This is a genomic window from Vibrio sp. 2134-1, from assembly GCF_033339495.1.
The window spans coordinates 116,790-137,204 of record NZ_JAWOUS010000003.1 but is presented as its reverse complement, the minus strand read 5'-3'; the positions used below and the strand labels follow the sequence as shown (position 1 = coordinate 137,204).

18 protein-coding genes are annotated in these 20,415 nt (G+C 43.8%); 14 read left to right on the top strand and 4 right to left on the bottom strand.

Annotated features, from left to right (window positions below; translation table 11 throughout):
• Window positions 1-55 precede the first annotated feature (55 nt).
• Window positions 56-973: a M14 family metallocarboxypeptidase gene (locus R7R78_RS05235; protein ID WP_206225740.1), complete on the top strand. Its 918-nt coding sequence runs from the start codon at window positions 56-58 to the stop codon at window positions 971-973.
• Here the strand turns inward: R7R78_RS05235 and R7R78_RS05230 are convergent.
• The gene (locus R7R78_RS05230; protein WP_213885923.1) at window positions 968-1,756 is read right to left on the bottom strand and encodes an AraC family transcriptional regulator; all 789 of its coding nucleotides are present in this window, start codon (window positions 1,754-1,756) and stop codon (window positions 968-970) included. The genes R7R78_RS05235 and R7R78_RS05230 overlap by 6 nt on opposite strands.
• A 98-nt stretch (window positions 1,757-1,854) precedes the next feature.
• Here R7R78_RS05230 and R7R78_RS05225 point away from each other — a divergent pair, with 98 nt between their 5' ends.
• The 3 genes from R7R78_RS05225 (at window position 1,855) to R7R78_RS05215 (ending at window position 3,808) form a co-directional block, all read left to right on the top strand.
• Window positions 1,855-2,760 carry a DMT family transporter gene (locus tag R7R78_RS05225; protein WP_158155415.1) on the top strand — a complete coding sequence of 302 codons (906 nt, stop codon included), beginning with the start codon at window positions 1,855-1,857 and terminating at the stop codon, window positions 2,758-2,760.
• Between the two features lie 145 nt (window positions 2,761-2,905).
• On the top strand, window positions 2,906-3,391 hold the full coding sequence (locus R7R78_RS05220) for an acyl-CoA thioesterase (protein ID WP_005375279.1): 486 nt from the start codon (window positions 2,906-2,908) through the stop codon (window positions 3,389-3,391).
• Window positions 3,392-3,562: 171 nt separating this feature from the next.
• Window positions 3,563-3,808, top strand: coding sequence for a hypothetical protein (locus R7R78_RS05215; protein ID WP_005375277.1), 246 nt, complete (start codon window positions 3,563-3,565; stop codon window positions 3,806-3,808).
• 367 nt (window positions 3,809-4,175) lie between these two features.
• On the opposite strand, the gene malG is transcribed toward R7R78_RS05215, so the two are convergent.
• The 3 genes from malG to malE form a co-directional block, all read right to left on the bottom strand.
• Window positions 4,176-5,066: a maltose ABC transporter permease MalG gene (gene malG / locus R7R78_RS05210; RefSeq protein ID WP_005375275.1), complete on the bottom strand. Its 891-nt coding sequence runs from the start codon at window positions 5,064-5,066 to the stop codon at window positions 4,176-4,178.
• A gap of 12 nt (window positions 5,067-5,078) precedes the next feature.
• The gene (malF, locus tag R7R78_RS05205) at window positions 5,079-6,653 is read right to left on the bottom strand and encodes a maltose ABC transporter permease MalF (RefSeq protein ID WP_005375273.1); all 1,575 of its coding nucleotides are present in this window, start codon (window positions 6,651-6,653) and stop codon (window positions 5,079-5,081) included.
• A gap of 79 nt (window positions 6,654-6,732) precedes the next feature.
• Complete coding sequence (gene malE / locus R7R78_RS05200; protein ID WP_005375272.1) at window positions 6,733-7,911, bottom strand: maltose/maltodextrin ABC transporter substrate-binding protein MalE; 1,179 nt, start codon at window positions 7,909-7,911, stop codon at window positions 6,733-6,735.
• 672 nt (window positions 7,912-8,583) lie between these two features.
• On the opposite strand from malE, the gene malK reads away from it, so the two are divergent.
• The 10 genes from malK (at window position 8,584) to R7R78_RS05150 (ending at window position 20,414) form a co-directional block, all read left to right on the top strand.
• Entirely contained in the window at window positions 8,584-9,702 is a 1,119-nt protein-coding gene (malK, locus tag R7R78_RS05195) for a maltose/maltodextrin ABC transporter ATP-binding protein MalK (RefSeq protein ID WP_005375271.1), read from the top strand.
• 421 nt (window positions 9,703-10,123) lie between these two features.
• Window positions 10,124-11,524 carry an undecaprenyl-phosphate glucose phosphotransferase gene (locus tag R7R78_RS05190; RefSeq protein WP_104980111.1) on the top strand — a complete coding sequence of 467 codons (1,401 nt, stop codon included), beginning with the start codon at window positions 10,124-10,126 and terminating at the stop codon, window positions 11,522-11,524.
• A 10-nt stretch (window positions 11,525-11,534) separates the two neighbouring features.
• Window positions 11,535-12,740 (top strand): outer membrane beta-barrel protein, encoded by a 1,206-nt coding sequence (locus tag R7R78_RS05185; RefSeq protein ID WP_225473215.1) that lies wholly within the window; start codon window positions 11,535-11,537, stop codon window positions 12,738-12,740.
• Between the two features lie 12 nt (window positions 12,741-12,752).
• Window positions 12,753-13,286, top strand: a complete 534-nt coding sequence (locus R7R78_RS05180) for a polysaccharide biosynthesis/export family protein (RefSeq protein ID WP_064354893.1) — start codon at window positions 12,753-12,755, stop codon at window positions 13,284-13,286.
• 15 nt (window positions 13,287-13,301) lie between these two features.
• Window positions 13,302-15,482 carry a GumC family protein gene (locus R7R78_RS05175; RefSeq protein WP_213885921.1) on the top strand — a complete coding sequence of 727 codons (2,181 nt, stop codon included), beginning with the start codon at window positions 13,302-13,304 and terminating at the stop codon, window positions 15,480-15,482.
• Window positions 15,460-16,269 (top strand): putative capsular polysaccharide synthesis family protein, encoded by an 810-nt coding sequence (locus R7R78_RS05170; RefSeq protein WP_005375261.1) that lies wholly within the window; start codon window positions 15,460-15,462, stop codon window positions 16,267-16,269. Before R7R78_RS05175 ends, R7R78_RS05170 begins: the two co-directional genes overlap by 23 nt.
• A 2-nt stretch (window positions 16,270-16,271) precedes the next feature.
• The gene (locus tag R7R78_RS05165) at window positions 16,272-17,324 is read left to right on the top strand and encodes a glycosyltransferase (RefSeq protein WP_085569347.1); all 1,053 of its coding nucleotides are present in this window, start codon (window positions 16,272-16,274) and stop codon (window positions 17,322-17,324) included.
• Window positions 17,290-18,537, top strand: a complete 1,248-nt coding sequence (locus tag R7R78_RS05160; protein WP_213964099.1) for an O-antigen ligase family protein — start codon at window positions 17,290-17,292, stop codon at window positions 18,535-18,537. Before R7R78_RS05165 ends, R7R78_RS05160 begins: the two co-directional genes overlap by 35 nt.
• Before the next feature lie 15 nt (window positions 18,538-18,552).
• Window positions 18,553-19,386 carry a putative capsular polysaccharide synthesis family protein gene (locus R7R78_RS05155; RefSeq protein ID WP_225473214.1) on the top strand — a complete coding sequence of 278 codons (834 nt, stop codon included), beginning with the start codon at window positions 18,553-18,555 and terminating at the stop codon, window positions 19,384-19,386.
• A complete protein-coding gene (locus R7R78_RS05150; protein ID WP_017821257.1) occupies window positions 19,383-20,414 on the top strand; it encodes a glycosyltransferase family 4 protein in 1,032 nt (343 codons plus the stop codon). Before R7R78_RS05155 ends, R7R78_RS05150 begins: the two co-directional genes overlap by 4 nt.
• The last annotated feature ends 1 nt before the right edge of the window (window position 20,415 follow it).

The following is a 20,415-nucleotide window of genomic DNA, read 5'->3' as shown; positions in this document are numbered from 1 at the left end:
GATAAGACGGGTCTAGTCTTGTGATACCTTTCAGCAGTCAAAAGAAAAAGTATAGATGAAAAGTGGATACATTTACCCGATCGGTACTCCTGGCCAACCTTGGAACGAAGAAGAACGTAAAGCTTGGTTAGCAACGCAAGAAGTAAAACGTAGCTACCAAGATGAAGTCGTCAGTAAAATCGATGCCCTACGCGAGCGTTTTGATGTTGAACAATATGGTGCGCTCTCATACAACGAGGCACGCTTCCCTCTGTTTTGTATCAAAACACACAATTGGGATTCAACTAAACCTGTTGTGTTGGTCACAGGCGGCGTGCACGGTTACGAAACCAGCGGTGTACATGGCGCATTAAAGTTTGTAGAAACAGAAGCAGAGCGCTATGCAGAGCATTTCAATATTGTCGTTGCACCCTGCGTAAGCCCTTGGGGTTACGAGGTGATCAACCGCTGGAATCCAAACGCGATTGATCCAAACCGCTCTTTCTATAAGGATAGCCCTGCCGAAGAGTCCGCTAACCTCATAAAGCTCGTTGCAACTTTAGGCGATGTGTTAATGCACATTGATCTACATGAAACGACAGATTCTGACGAAACTGAGTTCCGTCCAGCCTTAGCTGCTCGTGATGGTATTGAGTACATTGAAGGTATGATCCCAGATGGCTTTTACACGGTGGGAGATAGTGAAAACCCTCAGCCTGACTTCCAAAAAGCGGTCATTGAGTCAGTTGCAAAAGTGACTCACATTGCACCAGCAGATGAAAACGGCGAAATCATTGGTTCACCCGTCGTACAGTTTGGCGTTATCAACTACCCAATGGTAAAACTGGGCCTGTGTGGCGGCGTAACAAATTGCGTTTACGGCACGACAACGGAAGTGTACCCAGACAGCCCAACGGTGACCGACGAAGAATGCAACGATGCGCAAGTTGCAGCCGTGGTCGGTGGTCTGAATTACGTTCTGGCTCAGTTATAATAAGCGGTTCTTATATTGCTCCGGTGTCATGCCGGAGTATTTCTTGAACATCGCGATAAAAGGGCTAGCTTGGTTATAACCTAACGTCAGAGCGACTTCTTTTACGGTCTGCCCTTTACGCAACAACTCCATAGAATGTAAATATCGCACACGTAAGCGCCACTCAGTAAAGCTCATGCCTAACTCACTCTGGCAATGTCTCGCTAACGTGCGTTCAGTGGTGTGCACTTTTTCTGCCCATTCCGCCAAACTGATCTCATCCGTCGGCGATTCTTCTACCGCTTTTAAGATTGGCTGAAGATATTTGTTGTCGGTTGTCGGTAAAAAGTGATGTTCGACTTCTTGCTTTGCAAGCTGGTCCAATAACACTTGTACCAAGCGCTTGTCTTCATCAGTTTGCGCCACGTTAATGTCTCGCTGACGAAAGTCCTCAATAATAGATGACACGATTGGAGTCACTTTGATCAAGCTCGTTTTAGTTGGAAAATGCGCCGTCAATTCAGGGGCGATGTTCAAAGAACAATATTCGATTGGCTTACGGTTGTAGCTAGTGTGACGAATTCCGGCGGGAACCCAAATAGCAAGATGTGGAGGTGCTAGAAATCTTGTGTCTTCTGCATCCATCTCCAGAATCCCACCGCTGATCAGTTGCACTTGCCCCCAAGGGTGGCTATGAATTCGTGTTTCTGTATTAGAGAGAAACGCTTCGAAATTCATAAATACATCTGATGGCGCACGATCGATTGATAAGGAGGGGTGAAGATTTCTGGCGCTCTTTTTCAAAATTGTCTTCCTATCGCTTACGATGTCTTTTAAGAGATACTTTTTATTATAAAGACCTGCCAGACTAGCGCCATCAATAATTGTGCTATAGGGTTCTCATGATTTATTTACTTCCGTTTTTCACCGTTATGATTTGGGGTGGTAACTCAATTGTGAACAAGATGGCTGCGAGCGCCATTGAACCAAGTGCGATGAGTTTCTACCGTTGGTTTGTCGCAATGGTCCTCCTAACGCCATTTTGCCTGCCTGCAATCATCAAACAACGACACATTATTCGACCTTACTTAGCTAAGTTGGCGTTTCTTGCGTTACTTGGTATGGTTCTCAACCAGTCACTTGGATACTATGCCGGTTTAACAACAACGGCCTCTAATATGGCCCTGATCACCTCTTTAGTTCCTTTGCTCAGTGTGTTTTTAAGTGTCCCATTGCTCGGTAAATCTATATCAATGTTAAGTATCGTCGGTGGTGTCATTTCGCTCGGCGGCTTGGCATTTATGCTTGGTCACGGTGATATCACTTACTTTTTACATCAAGACTTAACGCAAGGTGACAGCTTAATGCTCGTTGCTGCCATGGTATACGCGGCTTATTGTGTTCTGCTAAAACGCTGGAAAATGCCATTCAGTAGTTTGACTCTGGTTTACATGCAGGGCTTCTTTTCTGTTTTGATGCTCACACCACTTTGGCTCTCTAGTGAGCAACTGTTACCAAGCCAAGACGCGCTACCATTAATCGCTTATGCTGGTATTGCTGCTTCCATTTTCGCGCCGCTGATGTGGGTCAAAGCGATTGATTCAATTGGTGCTGATTCAAGTGCTATGTTCATGAACCTAATGCCTGTGGTTTCCGTCATACTTGCTTCAACACTAATTGGTGAGAAAATTTACGCTTACCACATTATTGGTGGGTTGTTAGTCATCTCTGGCGTTATCTTGTCGCAAATAAAAGTAAGACAGAGAAAACCATTGTCCAATTCTGAGATTGCCTCTACCGCCAATTAACATCTACACCCCAAGCCACAGAACTACGCTGTGGCTTGTCACTTCCAGCGTTCGAATAAAAGTTAATATTTTGTTTCATTCGCTATTCCCGAAAATTCATCTTGCTGCTAAATTGGGAAAACAATAACCCATCAAGGAAAGACAGATGAGCAGTGGTCAAAGAGACATTACCCTTCGCTTTTTAGCAGAACCCAGCGACGTAAATTTTGGCGGAAAAGTGCACGGCGGCGCCGTAATGAAATGGATCGACTTGGCAGCGTACGCCTGCTCTGCAGCGTGGAGTGGTAAATATTGCATTACCGCATATGCTGGCGGCATTCGGTTTGTTGCGCCGATTCATGTCGGCAACTTAGTCGAAGTTAGCGCGAAAGTCATTTATACCGGACGAAGCTCAATGCACATTGCGATTGACGTGCAAGCCAGTGATCCAAAGCAAATGAAAAACAGACTCACCACTCACTGTATCGTTATCATGGTTGCTGTAGATGAAAACGGAAAACCAACCGATGTACCGAAATGGATTCCAGAGTCAGATGAAGACAAAGCCTTAGAGCAATCCGCGATCCGTCTTATGAACATGCGTAAAGAGATTGGGGAAGAAATGGAAGCACACGTTAAATATCTCAAGTAACTGGCATCCGTTAAGAACGCTATTAAGTACCTCAACGTTACCCAGACCCAGAGTGTGGAGCAACATCATGGTTTTGCCATTTGTTTCACGCTCGCCCTTCTCTGTCATAAATCCTTCACCTAGCTTTGCTTAAATCCATCCATTATTTTAGAGTTGGATAGAGTTTGGATCTTGAGACTAAAAGAAACGACCTTAAGTGAAGAGACGTTGACCAATTTAAAAGCGGTCGAGTACCAGTGGGTGAGAACCATGTACGTCGAGGGGTATAACGAAACAGAAATTAATCATTACATTCAAACTTGCTTTGGCGGTGACGTTACCTTTGCTAATCTATTTCGTCGCGTCGCACTGCAGCAAGAAAGTTTGTACACGCTGCTTCAATACGTTGGATGCGCACCTTCCAGCCGAGAGTTTTAATCTCTTCCTTCCCTACCTCAATTTAGCTTTTTACTAAGCTCTAGTTATTTATGTGAAGTGCTACGCAGGGCATTATTCAAGCCCTGTGTAATCCATTGCAAAGCCGCTAATCTCTATCTACTTATTGCACAATTGCCTTTAACAGGCATAAAAAAACCTGAGTCTAAACTCAGGTTATGGTTACAAAAACTGTTAGTGATTGAATCGTAAGGAACTAAGCTAACAGCCAGCTATGCGTAACGCCAATAAAAGCCAAGATATTACTGATCGGCGGCCAAACCAAAATTGTAATATCCGTGCTAAGTATAAGGGCGACCATGTGGTCGCCCTTTTCTAGTTATTCTTATCAATCTCAGACCACAAGAGATTATCCTTTCACACCACCAGCGGTTAGACCACCAACCAACCAGCGCTGCGCAAGTAAGAATACGGCAGTGATTGGCACTGCTGAAAGTACAGCAGCTGCGGCAAAGTCACCCCACAAGTAGTTTTGTGGATATAGGTATTGCTGCATACCCACTGCAAGTGTGTACGAGTCTACATCAGAAAGCAGTAGTGACGCTACAGGAACTTCACCAATTACCATGATGAACGACAATATGAAGACTACCGCTAGGATTGGCACAGACAGTGGCAGCAATACCAAACGGAATGCTTGCCATGGTGTAGCACCATCAAGAGCCGCTGCTTCTTCTAGAGACGAGTCAATACTTTCGAAGTAGCCTTTAATGGTCCAAACGTGCAGTGCGATACCGCCTAAGTAAGCGAAGATCAGACCGCCATGCGTGTTCAGACCAAGGAAAGGAATGTACTGACCCAGTTTGTCGAACAACGCGTACAGAGCAACCAGTGCCAACACCGCAGGGAACATCTGGAAGATCATCATCGCTTTAAGAATGGTGTTCTTACCTTTGAACTTCATACGAGCAAACGCGTAAGCCGATGTGGTTGATAGCGCCACGATTAGGATTGCAGAAATACCACCCACTTTTACCGAGTTCCACAACCATGTCATTACTGGGAATGGTGGCGGTGTAACTGTACCGTCTGGATTAGTCACCGAGAAACCTAATGCCAATTTCCAGTGATCAAGTGTTGGGTTGTCTGGGATCAGGCTACCCGTTGCAAAGTTACCTTCACGGAATGAAATCGCGATGATCATCAGTAAAGGGAAAATAATCAGTGCCAAGAATGCCCACATTGCAATATGAGTAGCCCAAACACGATACTTTAATGACTTACCTTGTACCATTGCCATTGTAATTTCTCCTTAGTCCTGAGCTACTTTAGTTACGCGTAGGTTGATAAGTGCCAATGCGCCAACCAATAGGAAGATAAGCGTTGCTACCGCACTTGCTAGACCGAAGTCTTGACCGCCAGCACCTTCGAATGCGATTCGGTAGGTGTAACTTACTAGCAGGTCGGTGTAACCCGCAGGCTCTGATGTACCAATCATGTTTGGACCACCGCCAGTCAACAACTGGATAAGTACGAAGTTGTTGAAGTTAAATGCAAAACTCGCGATCAACAATGGTGTTAATGGCTTCAACATCATTGGTAGTGTGATACGTGTAAAGTTCGTGACAAAGTTCGCACCATCAATTGCTGATGCTTCATATAAATCGTCTGGAATCGCTTTTAGTAAGCCCATACACAAAATCATCATGTAAGGGAAACCAAGCCAAGTGTTCACAATTAAGATCATGGTTTTCGCCATGAACGGATCAGAGAACCAAGCCGGGCTAATGCCGAACAAGCCTTCCAACAACATGTTGATCTCACCAAAGCTTTGGTTAAACAAACCTTTAAAGATCAAGATAGAAATAAACGCCGGAACTGCATAAGGCAGGATTAGCAACAAACGGTAAACTGAGCGACCTTTAAGTGCTTCCCACTGAACCACACTGGCAAGGACAAGACCAATAACAAGCGTAAATAATACGGTTAGCGCAGAGAAAACAATGGTCCAGATAAAGATACTGATAAACGGCTCTTTGATACCATCATCTTTCCAAACACGCTCAAAGTTGTGGGTACCAATGTTCACCACGAAACCTGGTGACACTGTGCTACCAACAAATTGACCATTTTCATCGACAGGCTGGTAGTAACCTACTTCCATATTTGGACGTAGCGTTTCTTCAGTCCGGTTGTTGTAAAGCGTTTCACCATCTTCTTGTAATGTGTACAAAGGTACAACTGCAGCAAATTTGCGCAGCCCACTCATGCGGATATCATCACCACTTGGCAAATGTAAATCGACACTGCTCAACGCACTGCGGTTCTTAACAATCGCCTTGATTGATTCTTTTTCACCCGTTACTTCTTCAATTGGTGAAAGATCAAACTCCGATGCTGAAAGGTTATCAAGCTGAAAAGTCGGGCTTGCAAGTAGCTCACCATCTTTTTCAACCACAAGTTGATGGCCTTGCTCCGTTTTATACAAAGTGAACGGGTAGCTATCACCACTTTGGTAAGTTCGGTCCAAAAGTACGTTCTGAGCGCGATCAAAAGAGAGTTGGTTCTTCGCGCTATAGTTGGTAAACGCCAAACCTATGGTGTACGCCAAAGGAAAAAGAATGAAAAGGATCATCCCTGCTATACCAGGGTAGATGTAACGGTGTGCGTACGTCTTTTTGCTACCAAAGATGAACAACGCTAAAGCGGTAAGAATGAGCGTAAGTAGTGCAAACGCAATCTCACCGCGAGAATACATAAGGATTGTTGCGTAGCCATTGATGATGCCGACTGTGCCTAAAAGTGACCATTTCATGAACACTTTTTTGCTGCTCGGAAGGCTGGCTTCTGGTGCTGTCATAGCATTTGTACCTTGAACTGACTGCATAGGGAACCTGCTAGCGAATATAGAATAAATATAGAAAAGTAAGGAGGAGTTGCCTCCTCCTTAAAAAGGTCTTACTTAATTATTTAGTCATTTGTTTTTCTGCATCTGCAAGAGCTGCATCGACAGTTTGACGACCGTCAACTACGTTGATGATTGCGTTCTTAGCCGCACCCCAGAATGCGTTCATTTGAGGGATATTTGGCATGATTTCGCCGTTCATCGCGTTATCCATAGTCGCAGCGATACGAGTATCTGAATCTAGTTCACGTTGGAACGAGTTAAGCGCTACCGCACCTAGAGGCTTATCGTTGTTAACCATGCGTAGGCCGTCGTTTGTTAGTAGGTAGTTCTCAATGAACTCAACCGCTAGGTCTTTGTTTGGAGACGCAGTGCTGATACCAGCCGTTAGAACACCAACGAATGGCTTAGAAGATTGACCTTGGAACTTAGGTAGCGTAGTCACGCCGTAGTTAACGCCAGACTTCTCAATGTTGCCCCAAGACCATGGACCGTTGATCGTCATCGCTGTTTTGCCTTGGTTGAACGCAGACTCAGACACTGAGTAATCCATATCCGCAGAGATTACGCCTTTATCAACTAAGCCTTTTACGAAGCTCATTGCGTCTTTAACGCCTTCTTTCGCGATACCAGCGTCTTTAACATCGTAACCTTCAGAAGTGTATTTGAACGCGTAGCCGCCATCAGCCGCCATTAATGGCCAAGTGAAGTACGGTTCTTTTAGGTTCCACATGATTGCAGACTTGCCGTCTTTTTTAAGTTTTGCATCTAATGCTGCAACCTCTTCCCAAGACTTTGGTGGGTTTGGAACTAGGTCTTTGTTGTAGATTAGAGATAGAGACTCAACCGCAACTGGATAGCCGATCAATTTGCCGTCGTAACGTACTGCATCCCAAGCGAAATCAACGATACCTTCTTGAATATTCTTAGAAGGTTTAATTTCTGCTAGCAGGCCAGCTTCTGCGTAACCACCGAAACGGTCGTGAGCCCAGAATACGATATCAGGACCGTCGCCAGTCGCTGCAGTTTGAGGGAATTTGTCTTGAAGGCCATCTGGGTGAGCCACAGTCACTTTAATGCCTGTGTCTTCTTCAAATTTCTTACCAACTTCAGCAAGGCCGTTGTAGCCTTTATCACCGTTGATCCAGATAGTAAGTTGTCCTTCTTCGATGGCAGCATTAGCACCAAAAGAACCCAAAGCAACAAGAGTACCTAGTGCTACAGCGCTTAACTTTTTCATGTTCGTATCCTTTTTATATTTTTGATGTAGGGCTAGTCCATTGAGGTTCAGCCGTATTTCGACATATATCATCTGAAATAATCCAATATGTCTCATCCTCCTAATCCCTACGCCCTTACAATTATGACGTATTTTCGTGATCTAAATCGCCAAGGGTAAGAGACTCAAATCACAAAATGGATAGTTCCTGTGATCGGTTTCAACTTTAGGTGGTGCAATAATGTGATTTCCGACCAACTGCTTTCTTCCTCCTCCTTTTTTACTCCTCCCTTTCTACTCCCCCTACAATTATTTCTATTAGGAGGATGTCGCACTACGCACAATCTTAGAAACTGCAGTCATCCAAGAGTGGATGGTAAGAACCCTTTCCCAGCAGTGCCTACGTATTAGGAAAAAGATTTGCTGGTTTTGCATTGCCAGACGAGTGGAATGTCATTATTAGTGTTGTTTGTGGTAATTATTTCACGGGGGAGACAATACGAATAATGTGGGGGAGAGAAACTCGTACTTGGCTATGATGGGTAGCACTTCTATTCAGGACATTTTATTGAAGTGCTACCCTACTTTTCTTACCAACCGCAATAACTTACCGATTCCTACTGTTACTGCTCGCTAGATAATTCATATAATGATGAGCGGTGAATAATAAAAAATTGATCGAGGACGAGCTACATGGCGAGTGTCACGTTAAAAAATGTTTGTAAAGCGTATGGCGACGTACTGATTTCTAAGAACGTAGACCTAACAATCAACGAAGGTGAATTTGTTGTTTTCGTAGGTCCATCAGGTTGTGGTAAATCTACCCTTTTACGTTGTATTGCCGGTCTTGAAGACATTACTTCAGGTGATTTGTATATTGGTGACCAGCGCATGAATGACGTCGAACCATCCAAACGTGGTGTTGGTATGGTATTCCAGTCTTACGCTCTTTACCCGCACCTTAACTTATATGACAACATGTCATTTGGCTTGAAACTAGCAAAAGCAGACAAAGCAGAAATCGACAAGCGTGTTGAACAAGCAGCAGAAATCCTACAACTAGGCCACTTGCTTGAGCGCCAACCAAAAGCACTTTCTGGTGGACAGCGTCAACGTGTGGCGATTGGCCGAACATTGGTATCGCAGCCAAATGTATTCCTTCTAGACGAGCCACTATCAAACTTGGATGCGGCACTGCGTGTAAACATGCGTGCACAAATCACGAAACTTCAGCGCCAACTTGGTTGTACCATGATCTACGTAACGCACGATCAGGTAGAAGCGATGACAATGGCAGATAAAATCGTTGTACTAGACGGCGGTTATGTATCGCAAGTTGGTAAGCCGCTTGAGCTTTACCATTACCCACAAAACCGCTTTGTAGCTGGCTTTATCGGTTCTCCTAAAATGAACTTCATGAGCGTATTCATTGATGAAGTAGAAGCAGAGCGCGTCAAAGTTCAACTATCTAACGGCGTATCTTTCTGGATTCCGGTGGATGGTACAACAGTTAACCGCGGCGACCGAATGTCTTTAGGCATTCGCCCTGAGCACCTATTATCCGCTTCTGAAGCTGATGCAAGTATTCACGGTGAAGTGATGATTGTTGAGAAGCTAGGTAACGAAACTCAAGTATACCTAAATCTAGAAGGCGCGGACGCCGACGTTATTTTCCGTCAGCCTGACACGCTTGCAGTCGACACTGGCGATAAAATCGAGATCGGTATTCCAGCTCATCGTTGTCACCTGTTCCACAGTGATGGTCGCGCATGCCGCCGCCTATACAAAGAAAACGGCGTAGAAGTCGAATAGTTCATTCGTCCTTACTCAAAAAAATCCCTCTCAAGTGAGAGGGATTTTTTTATCTTAATAAATATCAGCAATTCGATACTAAATCATTAATCGTTAACGAATCAAATCACCCGTTTCTTCTACCCTCACATAAACCATTGTCTTTGTACTGATACTTCATTTTTAATACTTTTCCTCATTCCTCATAAGTAAGTACCAGCTTTTTCCTAACCCGCCAAACTTAGCCAAAGGGCTAAATATCATTCTTATTTCCACTTACCTCAACAAAGCAAATTTTTACACTTATCAACGAAATTACACGTGACAAAAACTCAGCAGCATTCCACAGAATGCTCTGTGCACCAACTACTAATAACGTTCACGACACGGCAATTGGGGAAGACACCCAAGGGCGGTAGCGTGTCAGAAGGGAAACTGAGTCATGAAACAAAAAGGACTTATCCGCTCTCATGAGATGGAGTTCGCTTTTTTATATCGCATCTCAGATCTTGCTGTCATCGTCTCTTTTATGCTGCTTTTAGTGTTCAAAGACATGAATACTGCGATGGGGAAAGATTACGTCATATTGGCTTTCGTTGGAGGCATCTCCTTTCTATTTATGGCAGAAAGCGGCAATCTGTATCGCTCTTGGCGAACCAGTTCGTTTAAAGAGCAGATGTTTATTGTCTGTGTTGCTTGGGCGGTGACTTCTGCACTTATCTTTGTTGTGCTGTATTTTTCTGAAGTCCATACCTTATTTGATAACACAATTTTAGCGCTGTGGTTTGCGATTACGCCCGCTCTGCTTTTGGCATGGCGAGTAACATTCCGTACCGGATTAGCCTATTTGAGAAAAAAAGGATTCAACACTCGCACTGCAATCATCATCGGCCAAACTCCTCACGGCATTACCCTAGCTAACGAAATTCAAAACCACACAGAACACGGCGTGCTTTTTGATGGCTTTTACGACGAACGATCTTCCGACAGATTGCCAAATTCTGATTATCCTATTAAAGGAGCTGTTGACCACGCCCTTGAGCGAGCTAAAAAAGGGGAAGTAGATTACGTCTATATCGCGATGCCAATGCACGCAAAAGAGCGCATTGCGTCACTTCTTAACCAATTCTCAGATACCACCGCAAATACGTATCTGATTCCCGACTTCTTCACTTATAACCTTTTACATTCTCGTTGGGCGCAGATCGGCCAAGTTCAAACACTAAGTGTCTTTGATACACCTTTTGCTGGAATTTCTTCTTGGGTAAAACGGTTTGAAGACATCTTGTTTTCGAGCATTATTTTGGTCTTAATCGCCCCTATTCTATTCGTCATTGCGATTGTCATTAAGGCAACGTCTAAAGGCCCTGTCATCTTTAAACAACATCGGTACGGTCTTGATGGACGCAAGATTGAAGTCTGGAAGTTCCGTTCAATGACAACCATGGATCAAGGTTCCAACGTGAAACAGGCGACAAAGAACGATCCTCGTATTACGCCTTTTGGCGGATTTCTACGTCGCACCTCTTTGGACGAACTGCCTCAATTTATCAATGTCCTGCAAGGGACCATGTCTATTGTTGGTCCACGCCCTCATGCCGTGGCGCACAATGAAGAGTATCGCCAGATTGTTGACCGATACATGCTACGTCACAAAGTAAAACCAGGCATTACTGGCTGGGCGCAAATTAATGGCTATCGCGGCGAAACAGACACCTTAGAAAAAATGGAAAAGAGAGTCGAGTTTGATTTGGATTACATCCACCACTGGTCGGTTTGGATGGACATCAAAATCATCTTTATGACCGTTTTCAAAGGCTTCACTGGTGCTAACGCTTACTAAGGTTAAGATTATGAAGAAACTGACAATGGCAATAGCATTGAGTCTGTTTTCTACTGACTTGCTCGCAGAACCGATGGCTTACCAAACCGAGTCTGGTATAGAGTTGATTCCCCTCGTAAAAACTTTCTACGAGGGAGATGACAACATCAATAAAGCGGAAAAATCCGGCAATGTAGAATCGGTCAATATTTGGGGTATAGAACCAAGCTTACTAGCACGTATAGAACGGAATCGCTATCGCGCAGATATTTTATATAAGTTAAAAGCGGGCTTTTCATCTGACGATCGCAACGACTTCGACGACCACACTTTTCAGTTTTCCAACTTTTTCGAATTTAATCATCGTCATCGTTTAGTGGTTGATTACCGTTTTCGCGCCCAGCATGAAGTTCGAGGAGAAGATATTACCGAAGGTAATGGTAGCGTAATCGACTCACCAATAGAGTTCAACCGTAACGATGTAAAAACCAATTATGTCTTTGGCTCTAACGGTGCCAAAGGCAGACTCGAATTCGGTTTAGGCTATAGTGATAAAACCTATCAAAACTATCGTGACGGCTTGCCTGGGCGCCCAAACGCTAAAACTAAATACAACGATTTTCGAGCTCCCAATGCACATTTGGAGTTCTATTTAAGAGCGACGCCAAGAACCTATTGGTTAGTCGGAACAAACCAAATCGTAACCGAGTATCAGCACCGAAATTCTGCGCAGCCATCGAAAGATAACAACACCAGTTTCTATTACACCGGTGCCGAATGGGAAGTCACAGGAAAAACCAAAGGCATCGCTCGAATCGGTTATCAAATCAAAGATTTTGACAGCGCTCAACGAGAGACATTTAAAGGCTTTAGTTGGGATATCGGCTTTGAATGGTTGCCTCAAGAACAAACTCTAGTCAGCGTGAAAACCACTCAAGCGGCGGTTAACCCCGACCAAGATGGCGATTACAACCTACAAACTCGTTACCGACTGAACCTCAAGCACGATTGGAATAGTTACCTTGCAACTCGCTTAGGTGCTGTTTATCAACAAGATGATTACACGGGAATCTCCAGAAACGACGATCGGTACACTCTATCTTTTGGTATCGATTATCAGATCAAACGTTGGATACTGCTGCAAGCCGATTGGCAATACCAAGATAAAAACTCTAGCCGATCGGGTTATAGCTTCGAACAAAACATTTGGACTTTAAGCGCACAGTTTTCTCTGTAAAAAGGATTATTAATGAAGGCATTCATCAAATTCATGAGTGTAGCGTTGTTGCTATTTAGCACTTTGGTCAACGCTGACTCAAACGAGGAAGATTACTTACTCGATACTGGCGATACCATTTCCGTGCAGGTCTATGGTGAAGAAGATCTTACGATTAAAAGTATTCTAATAACGTCAGATGGCTACTTTGATTACCCCTACCTTGGCCGAATTAAAGCAATCAAAAAAACACCGAAACAACTCAAGTACGAAATAGAAACGGGCTTAAAAGGCGATTATCTCATCAATCCAAAAGTGATGGTCACCATCAATAACTTTCGTCTGTTTTACGTTAATGGCGAAGTCAGGAAACCTGGTGGATTTGAATACCGTCCAGGGTTAACCATAGAGAAGGCCATCGCTCTAGCAGGTGGCTTGACCGACAGAGCCTCACGCAAAGGCATTAACCTCACCAAGCATAAGACGGGTCAAACGATGGAAGGGGTCAGTATGCACCGCAACGTTGAACCTGGTGACATTGTATTTATTGACCAGAGCTTCTTTTAAGTGACAGGGAATCAAATGAACGGGACTCATCCAAATAATCTCCAGATGAACAAAGTAGAACTGATTCGTTTTGGCCATCACTTCAAAGCGATTAAAAAGAATTGGCTAAGCATCGCAGCATTCACGCTTCTGTTCTCATTAACTTGTACTTGGTATATCTACTCCAAAGCATCGATATACCAAGCTACAGCTACGCTACTCATCCAAGAGGAGCAAAAAAGCGCCCTTTCAATCGAGGAAGTATATGGCGTCGACACGACAAAAAAAGAGTACTTTCAAACGCAAATCGCCATTTTAAAATCGAATCATATTGCAGATAAGGTCATTAGAGAGCTGAACCTTACCCAATTACCTGAATTCACAAGCTCAGGGGGGTTAAATAAAAAAATCGACCAAATAAAGTCGATTCCTTTTGTTCAAGACCTACTGAATGTGGCACCAAGCCCAAAAGAAACCGCCCAGTTTTCAGAGTCCTATTATCAGGCACTTCAAGCTTTCAGAAGTAAACTCGATATTGAGCCAGTACGTAACACCCAATTAGTCAGAATTCGCTTTCGTTCTATCGATCCTAAGCTTGCGACGACAATCGCCAACGCGGTCGGCCAAGCCTACATTGACGCAAATTTTGAAGCCAAATTGGTCGTTACACAAAATGCGGCTACTTGGTTGACAAATAACTCTCAAAAATTGGAGGAGCGATTACGTAACTCGGAGCAAGCGCTGCAAGAATTCTTGTTAAAAGAAGGGTTGATCGATATAAACGGTATTGATGAAATTTACGCAAATGAGCTAGAAGAACTCACTCGCAAGCTGAATATCGCTGTTAATAAGCGTATTGAAGCGCAGACGTTAATCCAACTGTTACGACGTAAATCTTCGCAAAGTTTAGACAGCTTGTTGTCAATTGATGAATTCGCTAATCAAGCGCAAATCCGCGATCTAAAATTGTCGGAAGCACAGGCAGCCAAAAATCTCTCTGAACTGGCACAGCGCTACGGACCTAAGCATGATCGAATGATTCAGGCGAAAGCACAGCTTGCTGAAATTCAATCAAGAACCCAGCAACTCATCCGGGACATTTCCTTCAGTAAGCAACAAGACCTTCTTGCTGCAAAAGCGCAAGAGGACATGCTTCGAGCAGAACTCGATAACAAAAAGTCAGACTTCCAATCGTTAGGGTCACAAAAAGCGCGTTACGAACAGTTAAAACGCGAGGTTGAATCCAATAAGGCACTCTATGAAGCGTTCTTAAATCGTGAGAAAGAGACCAACGCCACCAGCGACTACAAGAATGTCACTGCTCGCTTTACTGATAAAGCCATCATTCCTCTATTCCCGGTGGCACCACAACGAATCAAACTGGTACTGATTGCCACCTTTTTTGGCTTTGCCATTGCTTGCGCTCTGGTCATCATCTTAGAAACGATGCGAGAAGTTATCCGAAGCACAGCCGATGTGCAGGAAAAACTTGGTGTTACGTGTTTAGGTGTGATTCCTATGGTCAAAAAACGCAATTTGCGTAAAAACGGCGTCAGTTATACCGCGTATTTAGATGATGAAGAAAAGCTATTTAGTGAAGCTTGCCGCTCCGTCAGAACCTCGCTTCTGCTCAGATTAACCAACACGAAGCAAAAGATATTGCCCTTTACCTCTGCTATTCCAGAAGAAGGAAAAACATCGACCAGTATCAATATGGCGGTGTCGTTTTCAAAAATGGAAAAGGTGTTGATCATCGACTGCGATTTACGTCGACCTTCCATCGCAAAGCGATTCGGTATTGCTGAATCAAGCCCTGGCTTAACGCATATCCTGACGATGGATACGCCAATCAAAGATTGTGTTACACATATAAAAGAAGCCAACTTAGATGTATTACCGGCCGGCCTAATTCCGCCAAACCCACAGGAATTACTGGCTTCTGATCGCTTTAAAAAGTTGCTCGAACATTTTCAAAATAAGTATGACCGGATCATTATCGATACACCACCCCTACTGTCAGTGAGTGACGCACTTATTCTTGGTCAGTATGCCAATGGTCTGATCACCGTCATTCGCTCAGAATCAACAAAATCATCACTGGTTAACCTTGCGTTATCTAAACAAATACAACACTCAGTTCCATCTCTTGGCGTCTTAATCACACAAGCCAAGGCCAAGGAAGGAGAGACGCTTTATGTCCAGAAATACGCCTACTAACGTAAACCTATCTTGGTACCAAACGTTGAAAAGCCAAGAACAGCCGGTATTGATCTATCAAATGGGCAAAGTAGGTTCGAGTGCATTAGAGCATTCCATTCCTAACTCGATTCACTTGCACGACCTTATGACCGTCGATGCGCAAAAACAAATATCCCCCGTTAGAGCGCAATTGCATAAGCCTCAGATCAATGCGTTAAAGCGACGACTAAAGCGTATAACGATGAGCCATATGTTAAAGCGCAAGAAAAAAGTTCGAATTATCTCGCTGGTGCGTGAACCGATCGGACGAAATGTCTCAATGTTCTTTCAAGCACTTCCTTTTTGGATGGCGGACAAATATCTAAAGGATGACAGCGCAATACGTACCGAACGACCGCAATTACTCCAAGAAGCATTTGATAAGCACATGAATCATCAATATGCGCTGCAGTGGTTTGACAACGAGATCAAACAACTAACAGGGATTGATGTGTTTAACGAGTCTTTTAATCACGAAGTAGGCTATCAAACATACCATAACAATAACTTCTCACTGTTGGTGATTCGAAGTGACAAGCTAACGAAGGCTAACTCCGCAGTTGAAGACTTTTTAGGTTACCCCGTGGATGTTGTTTATGAAAATCAATCAGACAACAAATGGTACTCGCCACTAATGAAAGAATTCAAAACGCAATTTCAACCTACACCCGAGTACGTTGAAGAAATGCTGAATTCTAAATTGACGAAGCACTTTTTCTCAAATGCAGAAATCACCGACCTTAAACAGCAATATCTGACCAATTAATCATGAAAACCAAGATTCTACATATTATTAATGATCTTTCTCAGAACGGCGGTGCTCAGAAGTTCTTAGTCGATCTTGTTTTAGAACATAAGCCTGAATACGAAATCAAAATTTTGGTCTTATGTGATGAAAATGATTATTTACCAATGCTATCCGCCCAAAGTATAGAGTGTTTTAACTGGCGCACATTGTCATTGAGTGAGAAATTCTCTTTGCTGCGTTGGCCGGATGTCGTTCACGGGCACCTCTACCCTTCCATTTACCTAGCGCTATTGGCGGTAGGTAAAAAACGAATCCAGACTGAGCACTGTTCTTATAACCGTCGACGTGACTATCCGCTGTTTAAGTTCATGGAATACGTCTTGTATTGGGGCCACGACTTGACGGTCAGTATTAGTGAAAAAGTACAAGATGAACTGGTGAAGTTCATGCCTCGCTACCAACACAAATATCACGTGGTGCACAATGGCGTTGATTTAAAAAGGTTTTCTATGACGCCAAGATGCGCCAGCCACCTAATCGACAAACCAGTTATCAAGATTGGAATGGTGGGCCGACTTCACCAACATAAAGATCATGAAACGCTTATCCAAGCACTTATCCATTTACCAAGACGATACGAACTCCACCTTGCGGGAGATGGAGAAAAAAAATCGTCACTGCAAGCATTGGCAACAAAAATCAACGTCGCGCAACGTGTTCACTTTCATGGCGTAGTTTCTGACGTTCCAGCCTTTTTGAACGACATGGATATTTACGTGCAATCGTCGCACGTCGAAGGCTTTGGTTTGGCGGCGGTTGAGGCGATGGCAGCAGGCTTACCCGTACTATCGTCGGACGTACCTGGTTTGGATGACGTCACCGGACGTGCCGAATATTTATTTCAAGTTGGTAACGCCACTGAACTGAGCCAAAAAGTTCTCCAGCTGTGTGAAAGTGTTGAGCGGTACGACGCTGCAAGTCAATACTCCGTCAATAGGGCCTCTCTCTACACCATCGATAAATTTCGTGAAGGTTACTATGGAATCTACCAGCAGCTTTGCGCCAACAAATAGTTCCGCGCCATCGAGCCATCGCGCCTCATTGCTTGCAGCATGCCTATTAGCATTGTTCTTTATTCCTATGAAGTTTCGTGCTGGAGGAATAGCGCTAGCCCCATCTGACATCGCAAGCCTTTTGTCTATTGGTTTTACTGCATTAGTGGTATTGGAAGGAAAAGCTGAAAAACTCATGCATCCCTGTATGGGATTCCTCGTATTGTTCACTGGGTATGTGTTCATAAATGGTCTGCTAAATCGCGTCCCTTTAATGCCGCTAGTTATAGAAACTGTGCAATGGTTAGCGATTTTGTGCCTACTGAGCCTAATGTACGCCTATGGCGTGTTTGATGACGAACGGGTAATGGTTTATTTCACGTATCTGTTGTTTTTCATCTGTTCGCTCGTTGCCTTATGGCACTTTGCTCAGGGCTATCAAAGTGGGTTTAAGTTACTCGGGGTAAGTAAATACGGGTTCGGTGTACTGTGCTCACTACTGTACCTTTATCGAAATAAAATTCGCGCTTTCCACCTTTTGATGCTCGTAGCTTTAGTATTACTGGTGTTGTCACAAGAAAGAAAAGCGCTACTTGGTTTTTGTCTGCTTTTCTTCTTTGACCAACTGCTCGTAAAAAACTTAATGAGAAAATCGCTCAGCGAAACGTACACGTGGACGATTTTATTAGCCTTAAGCTTCATTGTGTTTACTGCCGTCACAACCACACTCTACGTTGGGTTTGAAACGCTAGCAGACACATTGGAAATAACCCAAGAAGACGTCTTATTTGCCAACCAAAGTGAAGCGCGCTGGGTATCGAATCTTCATAGAAAACTTTTACTTGCCAATGGGCTAGATATTTTACTTCAACACCCGGTGTTAGGTGTCGGCGCGAAAATGTTACCCAACTTTATGATCAGTTACTTTAATTATGATGAGCTGGCGATCTACACCCACAACTTTGTGTTAGATACCGCCATTGAATACGGATTGCTTGGTATCGGTCTGCTGTTTGGTGGTTATTTTCTTTTTATTCGCTTTTGCTTCCGTAGTCTTAATGAAAACAGAAAAAGCCTATTACTTGCGATATACGCCCTCATCATGGTGTTTTTCGTTGCGGTAAACACCACCATAATTTTAATACTCTTATTACCCGTCATGATCAGCATGAGCAACGACTCAAGGGCCATTGCTCATACTTTTCCGGTAAACCATCACCACGAATATGAATAATCAAGGATAGGATAGATGAAGTATTCAATCTCTCGACAATTTGAAAAGAACCGAGAACTCCAAGCTGATAATTTTGTTTTAGTTTACCAAATGGGCAAAGTTGGCTCCTCATCAATTGAGCACACACTAGGGGAGAAAAACATCCCGAGCTATCACATCCACACCTTTGATGATCACGAAGAATTTCACATGTATCACAATAAAAAAGACGTGAGTAAATTCTTCGACTTCCGAAACCGCGCACTCTATCGCTTAGTGCTCAAGCAGCGAAAACGTATCTTACAAAAACGAGAACAGATTAAAATCGTTACGCTGGTCCGCGATCCAATCGCAACTGTCTTTTCTCGCTTCTTTCAAGATCTCCATTTGCAATTTATCGAAGGCAAAAAGAACGATGCAATTCACCGAGATATGGAAGTCACGTATCAGCACCTCGAGCATTGTTTTGATAACTATATCAATCTCAACTATTTTGCGGACTGGTTCGACAACGAGTTAAAGCGTAATTTCAATATCGATGTGATGCGCCAAGAGCTGGACAACACTCAACCTTTCTTCACATTCCAGAACGATCAGGCCAACGTCATGCTAATCAAATGCGAACAGCTCAGTTCTCTTGATAAAGAAATCGGTGAGTTTCTTGAGTTGCAAGACTTCGTGCTGAAAAACAGCAACGAAGCGAAAAACAAGTGGTACTCCAATATTCACCAACACTTTAAGAATCACTACGACTTCTCAAAACTGTTCTATATGTACGATCTTCCCTTGTATCGCCACGTTTATTCAGAGCAAGAGCGTGATGCTTTTAAACACAAATGGATGCAAACAACAGGGACAAAATCATCATGAAGAAAGTACTCCATGTTACAGAAGCGTTTGGAGGTGGCGTTCAAACCGCCCTCTATAGTTATGTTCACTCATCCAGAGACGAGCCTTATCAGCATTTCTTGCTAGCCAGAGCCCGAGAAAACGACTTAACCAATGAGAACAACCACCACATTTTCGTACAGACAAAGTGGGTAGAAGGCGGCTTGCTTCAATTTATTCGCGATGCAAACCACATGATTGCATCACTTGGTCCCGACGTCGTGCATTTGCACTCGAGTAAAGCAGGATTTCTCGGCCGATTTCTAAAGCTTGGCAAGGCACGCTTGGTTTACACACCGCACTGTTATGCCTTCGAACGTGAAGATATCTCAGAGCTTGCACGCCAGATCTATAAAGCACTAGAGAAAGTAAAACTGAGCAAAATTGATGTGGTTGCAGGCTGTAGCCAACGAGAGTGTGACCTAGCCATTAGCATTGGTGCGAAACGTGCCGAACTGCTCAACAACTACGTGTCTTATCAAAGTGAAGATCGTATAGAGCGAAACAAGCAAGAAGCGCTGAAGCTCGTTGTACTTGGTCGTGTCGCGCCCCAAAAAGATCCTCAGTTTCTTATCAGCACATTGCAGTTCCTTAATCGGTATGCGCTTAACCGCCCGATAGAGATCACATGGATAGGTGGCGGTGACCACGTACTCGAACAGAAATTACGCACTGAAAATGTGGATGTAACGGGCATGCTGCCTCGCGATGAGGTAGTTGAAAAGCTCAAGGGTTCAGACCTTTATCTACATACTGCAGCATGGGAAGGGATGCCGTTAACCATTCTAGAAGCATCCAAGTTACATCTTCCTATGGTTATTCGGACCATCGGCGCAACCAAAGATCTCAACTACCCGTTTTTAGCGCTCACACCTGAAGAAATGGCCAAGCAGATCGCGCATTGTGTCAATCATTATGAAGAGATCGATTTTCGCCAATATACAGCAGAATTAAACGATGCCTTCAGTGAAGAAAAACAGCGCCTCGCACTCAATAAACTTTACGGTTAAA

What these genes read in the sequence shown, in the direction of transcription:
- R7R78_RS05235 (WP_206225740.1), top strand. Translation starts at nt 56, where the DNA reads ATGAAAAGTGGATACATTTACCCGATCGGTACTCCTGGCCAACCTTGG.
- R7R78_RS05225 (WP_158155415.1), top strand. Translation starts at nt 1,855, where the DNA reads ATGATTTATTTACTTCCGTTTTTCACCGTTATGATTTGGGGTGGTAAC.
- R7R78_RS05220 (WP_005375279.1), top strand. Translation starts at nt 2,906, where the DNA reads ATGAGCAGTGGTCAAAGAGACATTACCCTTCGCTTTTTAGCAGAACCC.
- malG (WP_005375275.1), bottom strand. Translation starts at nt 5,066, where the DNA reads ATGGCAATGGTACAAGGTAAGTCATTAAAGTATCGTGTTTGGGCTACT.
- malF (WP_005375273.1), bottom strand. Translation starts at nt 6,653, where the DNA reads ATGCAGTCAGTTCAAGGTACAAATGCTATGACAGCACCAGAAGCCAGC.
- malE (WP_005375272.1), bottom strand. Translation starts at nt 7,911, where the DNA reads ATGAAAAAGTTAAGCGCTGTAGCACTAGGTACTCTTGTTGCTTTGGGT.
- malK (WP_005375271.1), top strand. Translation starts at nt 8,584, where the DNA reads ATGGCGAGTGTCACGTTAAAAAATGTTTGTAAAGCGTATGGCGACGTA.
- R7R78_RS05190 (WP_104980111.1), top strand. Translation starts at nt 10,124, where the DNA reads ATGAAACAAAAAGGACTTATCCGCTCTCATGAGATGGAGTTCGCTTTT.
- R7R78_RS05185 (WP_225473215.1), top strand. Translation starts at nt 11,535, where the DNA reads ATGAAGAAACTGACAATGGCAATAGCATTGAGTCTGTTTTCTACTGAC.
- R7R78_RS05180 (WP_064354893.1), top strand. Translation starts at nt 12,753, where the DNA reads ATGAAGGCATTCATCAAATTCATGAGTGTAGCGTTGTTGCTATTTAGC.
- R7R78_RS05175 (WP_213885921.1), top strand. Translation starts at nt 13,302, where the DNA reads ATGAACGGGACTCATCCAAATAATCTCCAGATGAACAAAGTAGAACTG.
- R7R78_RS05170 (WP_005375261.1), top strand. Translation starts at nt 15,460, where the DNA reads ATGTCCAGAAATACGCCTACTAACGTAAACCTATCTTGGTACCAAACG.
- R7R78_RS05165 (WP_085569347.1), top strand. Translation starts at nt 16,272, where the DNA reads ATGAAAACCAAGATTCTACATATTATTAATGATCTTTCTCAGAACGGC.
- R7R78_RS05160 (WP_213964099.1), top strand. Translation starts at nt 17,290, where the DNA reads ATGGAATCTACCAGCAGCTTTGCGCCAACAAATAGTTCCGCGCCATCG.
- R7R78_RS05155 (WP_225473214.1), top strand. Translation starts at nt 18,553, where the DNA reads ATGAAGTATTCAATCTCTCGACAATTTGAAAAGAACCGAGAACTCCAA.
- R7R78_RS05150 (WP_017821257.1), top strand. Translation starts at nt 19,383, where the DNA reads ATGAAGAAAGTACTCCATGTTACAGAAGCGTTTGGAGGTGGCGTTCAA.